This is a genomic window from uncultured Campylobacter sp. (assembly GCF_938045535.1).
Taxonomy (GTDB): Bacteria; Campylobacterota; Campylobacteria; order Campylobacterales; family Campylobacteraceae; genus Campylobacter_B.
In genome coordinates this window covers 1-3,343 of sequence record NZ_CALIMQ010000241.1, presented here as the reverse complement: position 1 = coordinate 3,343, position 3,343 = coordinate 1, and the positions used below count along the sequence as shown (strand labels likewise).

General features: G+C 49.1%; 3 protein-coding genes and 1 tRNA gene. 1 reads left to right on the top strand and 3 read right to left on the bottom strand.

What is annotated here, in order from left to right:
• Positions 1-129: 129 nt before the first annotated feature.
• The 3 genes from Q0095_RS07375 to Q0095_RS07365 all read right to left on the bottom strand — a co-directional run bounded on the left by Q0095_RS07375 (position 130) and on the right by Q0095_RS07365 (position 2,474).
• The gene (locus Q0095_RS07375) at positions 130-1,320 is read right to left on the bottom strand and encodes a carbon-nitrogen hydrolase (RefSeq protein WP_297882767.1); all 1,191 of its coding nucleotides are present in this window, start codon (positions 1,318-1,320) and stop codon (positions 130-132) included.
• A 20-nt stretch (positions 1,321-1,340) separates the two neighbouring features.
• Positions 1,341-2,333, bottom strand: coding sequence for an agmatine deiminase family protein (locus Q0095_RS07370; protein WP_297882765.1), 993 nt, complete (start codon positions 2,331-2,333; stop codon positions 1,341-1,343).
• A 64-nt stretch (positions 2,334-2,397) separates the two neighbouring features.
• Positions 2,398-2,474, bottom strand: a tRNA-Arg gene (locus Q0095_RS07365).
• Between the two features lie 383 nt (positions 2,475-2,857).
• On the opposite strand from Q0095_RS07365, the gene Q0095_RS07360 reads away from it, so the two are divergent.
• Positions 2,858-3,343, top strand: a 486-nt coding sequence (locus Q0095_RS07360; protein WP_297882763.1) for a hypothetical protein, incomplete at its 3' end; no start/stop codon positions are given.

Genomic DNA, 3,343 nt, shown 5'->3' with positions numbered 1-3,343 from the left:
CAAAATTTTAAATCCATTTGGTCTATTGATGTATTTCGGCGGCCCCTCTACACATTGATACCATAAAAATTATTTGCTTTCATTCTGTGCGCGTCCGATAAACCATATGTCTATTCGAGATACAGGATGCTACAGCCCGTATCTCTTCGTAAGAATTCCATACTCTCCCACGCGTCTATCGCGCAAAAACGGCCACCAGCGGCGCACATTTTCGCATCTTTGCATATCGATAGTTACGACTTCGCATAGCTCATCAGTGCTATTTGCGTGAAACAGCTGTTCGCCCTGCGCGCCAAAAACAAAGCTATTGCCCCAAAACCTAATCCCCTCTTCGCTGGCAAGCTGATCTACGCGCTGTTTATTCGGCAGCACCTCTAAAGTTTCGCCGTTAAATTTGATCTCTATCGAAATCTTTAAATTCTCTCGCGCCGCCTCATTTTTCGCGGGCAAAATTTCGCCTCCGATCGCCATTTTGCCGCTATCCGTTAGCGCACCGTTATTAAAAGATAAAATTCCACCCTCGCTTAAAATTTTACTCTCACCGTCCGTATCCGCGGAGCGTAAAATTTTATCGCTAGCTGCTCTGCCGTCGCTTGCTGCTGAAATTTCATTTCCCCCGGATAAAATTTCATCCGGCGAAACCTCGCTAAGCGCGGCGCTCTCAAAGCCCACGCGATTTACGGCGATTACGGGCAGGGAGTTTGCCACCGCATGCCCGCGCTGTACCGCGACCCAGGCCTCCAGCTGGCGTGCTTTTTCGTCCTCGCCGTCGCCGTCGAACCACCCGATCGCGGTCGGATATATGAGTAGCTCGGCACCGCGTAGCGCCATCGCGCGCGCCGCTTCGGGATACCACTGATCCCAGCACACGAGCACGCCTAGCCGCCCCACGCTGGTGTCTATGGGCTCAAATCCCAGATCGCCCGGCGTGAAATAAAATTTTTCGTAAAACTGCGGATCGTCGGGTATGTGCATCTTGCGATACCGCCCCGCGATAGAGCCATCGCGCTCGAAGACCACGGCGGTGTTGTGATACAGCCCCGCGGCGCGGCGCTCAAAAAGCGAGCTTACCAGCACGACGCCAAATCTCTTCGCCACTTCGCTCCACAGCCGCAAATCGCGCTCGAAATCCTGCGCATAGTCGAAATTTTCAGTATTTTCGCGCTGGCAAAAATAATGCGTCTGATGAAGCTCTTGCAAAACGATTAACTGCGCGCCCTTCGCCGCCGCACGCGCAATGAGCTCGATGCTGCGTGCTATCGTGCGCGCTTTAGTTCCTTCAAATTTATGCGAGATCAGCCCAACTTTTAAAATTTTCATATTTTTCCTTCGATCTGAATTTAAAGCCTGAATTTATTCATGCACGAGCAGTGCAGCGAGCCGTTTTGACGGATGAAAATGCGCGCGTTCACTCCCACTACTTCGCGATCCGTGCACGCTGCTCGCAGACGCGACAGCGCCAGCTCGTCCGCCGCGCGGTTTGGATCGTGCGGATCTGCGGGGTCTGCGTAGGTAGGCACGATGAGCGCGCCGTTTAAAAAGACGAAATTTGCGTAAGTCGCGGGCAGCCTGCGCCCCCGATAAAAGATCGCGCGCGGGATCGGCAGTTCGATTACGTCGTATCCGAGCGATGAAATTTCATCCTTCATCGCGCCAAGTTCCGCGTAGTGCAGATCGCTCGGATCGTCGCACGAGCTTATCGCCACGACGCGCGAGCTTAGAAAGCGTGCGAGAGTATCGACGTGGCTGTCGGTATCGTCGCCTTTTATGAAGCCGCGCTCTAGCCAGATTATGTTTTTTAGCCCGAAAATTTCACGCAGCCGCGCGTCCAGTTCAGCCTTGCTTAGGAAGTTGCGATTTTCGTTTAGCAAACACGCGCTCGTAGTTAGCATCGTGCCTGCGCCGTCAAAATCGACGCTGCCGCCTTCTAAAATCAGATCCACGTCTCGCAGCGGGCGCTCGCTCGCGGCGTAAAGTTTGGAATTTAACGCGTCGTCCTTGGCGCTTGCGAACTTGCCGCCCCAGGCGTTGAAACGAAAATTTAGCCCCGTGATTTTTCCGCCCTCCTCTACGTCGATCGCGCCGTAATCGCGGATCCACGTATCGTCGGTATCGATTTGTGCGAAGCTCGCGTTTGCTAAGTCGCCGCAAATTTGCTCAAAATCCTCGCGGCTCGGCGCGATCGCGACGACCGGCTCAAACCTCGCTGCAGCGGCGATAAAATCGCGATAAGCCGCTCGTATCTCGCCTAAATACGGCGCCCAATCGGTACCTGCGTGCGGCAAAGACGCCAAAAGCGCCTCTTGCTCTTCCCATTCGGCGAATGCTCTCATTTTTGCTCCAAGATTAAAATTTCACGGATTATAGCGAAGCTCGGTTTAAAAAGATATTTGTGGATGGTGCGCCCGGAGGAATTCGAATCCCCGACCTTTTGAACCGCAATCAAATGCTCTATCCAGCTGAGCTACGAGCGCACGAAATAAAAGAAACGGGATTATAGCGTTTTTAGCTTAAATTTAACCAAAAAGGCGGTTTAAATTTCGACATGCGATAAATTTTAGCTTCGCATTTTTCGCATTTTTGCGTTTGCCCGATCGCGACGCCCAGTTTTTCGTTTAAATTCCAACGTGCAAGAATTTTAGCCTACTCAAATTTACCTTGTATCGCGCCGAAATTTAACTAAGGATTCTGCTCGCATCTTGGAATTTAGAATTTATCCTACTTAAAATTCCGCGAGCCAAATTTAAAATATCCTAAAAATTTTACGACCTCACAGCCCAAATCCTGCGTAAAATAAATAAAATTTATTGCTTTTTATGTATCATAAGCGAATAATACAATGAACGAAGGAGAGAAAATGAAGCAAGTATTTTTGGTGTTTGTGCTGTGGCTCTGTTTTAGCGGGGCTGCTTTTGCGATGCAAGATACGGAGCCGAGTGAGGCACAAGGACAAAATTCCGCGGGAATTAAAATTTTAAGCGACGGGTTTTATAAAATGTCCGCCGAAGAGCGCGGTAAGGCATTAAATGATTGTGATGCTTCGCACTCCTATGGAGGATGCGATAAAATTTTCTCACAAGAGATCTCGCAACTTATTAAAAAGTGCAATATGGGCGACGGCAAATATAGTACTTGTCAGAATTTATTAAGTATCACGGATAAGCACTGCTTTGAAAAAGAGGGGATTGAAAATTCCTTAGCGTGTGGTTTATACGGCGAAATTTTACTTAAGACAAATAGATCTTCAATTGCATTAAAACCATTAACAAGAGCTTGTGAGGTAGGCAAAATATGGAATTCTTGTTTGCTTAGCGCATTAACTTATTTTGAATATGCTTTAGAT